This window comes from Parashewanella hymeniacidonis (genome assembly GCF_016900895.1).
Taxonomy (GTDB): Bacteria; Pseudomonadota; Gammaproteobacteria; order Enterobacterales; family Shewanellaceae; genus Parashewanella; species Parashewanella hymeniacidonis.
The window spans coordinates 1-2,329 of record NZ_JAFEUN010000232.1 but is presented as its reverse complement, the minus strand read 5'-3'; the positions used below and the strand labels follow the sequence as shown (position 1 = coordinate 2,329).

3 protein-coding genes are annotated in these 2,329 nt (G+C 39.2%); 1 reads left to right on the top strand and 2 read right to left on the bottom strand.

Annotated elements, in window-relative coordinates:
• Positions 1 to 107: 107 nt before the first annotated feature.
• Both JQC92_RS21900 and JQC92_RS21895 read right to left on the bottom strand, forming a co-directional pair.
• Positions 108 to 563 (bottom strand): hypothetical protein, encoded by a 456-nt coding sequence (locus JQC92_RS21900; protein ID WP_205001647.1) that lies wholly within the window; start codon positions 561 to 563, stop codon positions 108 to 110.
• The gene (locus JQC92_RS21895; RefSeq protein WP_205001646.1) at positions 563 to 1,276 is read right to left on the bottom strand and encodes a class I SAM-dependent methyltransferase; all 714 of its coding nucleotides are present in this window, start codon (positions 1,274 to 1,276) and stop codon (positions 563 to 565) included. The genes JQC92_RS21900 and JQC92_RS21895 overlap by 1 nt, the downstream gene beginning before the upstream one ends.
• Before the next feature lie 418 nt (positions 1,277 to 1,694).
• Between JQC92_RS21895 and JQC92_RS21890 the strand changes: the two genes are divergently transcribed.
• Positions 1,695 to 2,228: a plasmid mobilization relaxosome protein MobC gene (locus JQC92_RS21890; protein WP_205001645.1), complete on the top strand. Its 534-nt coding sequence runs from the start codon at positions 1,695 to 1,697 to the stop codon at positions 2,226 to 2,228.
• The last annotated feature ends 101 nt before the right edge of the window (positions 2,229 to 2,329 follow it).

Below are 2,329 nucleotides of genomic sequence, written 5' to 3'. Positions count from 1 at the left end.
TCTCTTGGCTTGATGAGGAAATTATTTGTGCTGGCATAGCGTTATTACAAGGAAAGCAAATACTGTCTGAATATTATCTCATTTAATTCTCACATTCATGACATTAATTAAACTGAACACCCTCCGCATAAATACCCCATTTGTAGTAAATCTAAACCGTTAAAGTTTGAATACAGAGTTTTATCGTGTCGTAACTCATTAAATGACATACTTTTGTAGCAGCCTTCTTGCTGATCTAATATTTTGAATGTGATGTCATTACCTTCACAAAATAAGATGCAGTGCAATGTGTAACGAGATTGGTTTGGAGTGTAATATTGATAAAAGGTTAAATTGCGAACATCGATTTGAGAGAGCGACTTTAGCCATTCCACATCATGTAAAATTTCTGATATCGGTACTTTAAAAATGTAGTGCGAATATCGCATCACCATAAATGCGTATTTGATGCCCTCAACTTCTAACATTTTGACGACACGATAAGCAATGCGGGTATCGTCGTTAAACTCGTTATACAAGCTTTTAACCGTAGACACTAACCCTCTATTTTTGACCGTGTGCATTAGGCTTTTCTCCTACCAATAATTCCAACACTCTCAGGACCATCTAATAACAAGCTATCTGGGAACTGTCCTTTACGGTTGATGTAATCAACCTCAAGCACTTCAAAACCCGCTTCTTCAAATAACGCCGTAAGTGATTCAGTATCGAGCCAATGTACGAAGTCTGGCAAATTATCTGACCAACTTTTTTCCCAATGTTTAGGGTTCGTTATCTCACCGGGAAAGGCTTTCCCTTCGGCTTTACGCTTTTCATACTCAGGAATAAACGAAAGCCAATTGGTAAGAAAGGTTGTTTCACACACCACATACAGTTCACCGTTGGGTTCAAGCCAATCATAAATTTGTTGTAACGAGGCTTTGATTTGTTCACCAGAAAAGAAATGCAGTACACGGCTGATTAAGATTTTTCTGAATGACTTGGCCGTAAAGCTCATCTCATGAGGAAACTCAGCAGCTAATGTTTCAAGCTCTGAGTAACCTAACTTACTGGCGGCATCTTCGAGGTGCTCAAGGTGGCGAATGTCCATATCGTTTGCAATGACCTTTGCACCGTTTTCTAATGCCTTCATGGTGGCATAGCCAAACGCCGCTCCAATTTCTAAAAACTGACCATCAGCATATTCAGTAAATTTGATAGAGAATGGATCAAGGTGAGGTGCTGCATAACCTTGTTTATTGAGGGTTGGAACGAACAGTGGCATTTCTTCAGTCATCACTATACTCCAAAATCTATGAATCTAAATAATAGTAAGAATCACTAATTAGCTGAAAAATTAAACAGCATTCATATTGAAGGCAAACCAATTATCAAATTCATTCAATTTATATTCATAAAAAATCTCAAATTCAGGTTTTTACCTGAGTTTGTCATTGGATTTAGTCAGTTACACATGAAAATGTAAGAGCTACTGATAGAAGCTATGTTGTTTAATAACTAGTGCAGGATTCGCAAACGGATGGCGTTTGCCGTAGTTGTTGCCAGCCAATGCCGTAACATCTGCCAGCATTTGACGGGTGTGGGGTTTCGAGTGTGTTAACTCATTAAAAACCTTATCTTTGCACTGTACAAAATTTCAGCGTAGGAGTAGATTGATTCTAACGGAGAAGTATTCAATTAGGTGGTGTAATTTTATGGCCAGAGTTGAAATTCGTTTGAGTGATGACGAGAAGTCAAACTGGAAACAGTATTGCCATGATCTTGGTGTCAGTGAGTCAGGCATGATGCGGCAGCTCATTAAAAGTGCAGCGCCTGATGTCGCCAACATTGATGAGTTCAAACCCGCCAGAACCAATAAAATAACCATTCGTTTATCTGACAATGAAATCGAAAAATTAGAAGCTCAAGCTAAAGGTGAAGGCTATCTCACTCCTACTAGCTGGGTTAAAGCTTCGATTGTTGCCAGCTTACAACGAAACCCTACACTTACAGAGTCGGAAACACACGTTTTAAGAGAGTCCAACCGCCAACTAGCTGCTTTAGGTCGTAACCTCAATCAAATCGCCAGAGTGCTGAATATAGAATTTAGAGAAAGCGATAAGATCACCAAAGAAATGATTGAACTACTTTCAGGTCAAATTAATCAGCATCGAGCTAAAGTAAACCAGCTTATCAATCAAAGTCACCATCGCTGGGAGCTGAATTATGGTAACCATTCACCAGCGTAGTATTGACTAATCGCTGGTGAGGTTAAACACATCTGGATAAGGTTTACGTTGTGTTACAGCCGTAACAATTTCAGAGATAACTTCGAGCGCAGATAAACCAC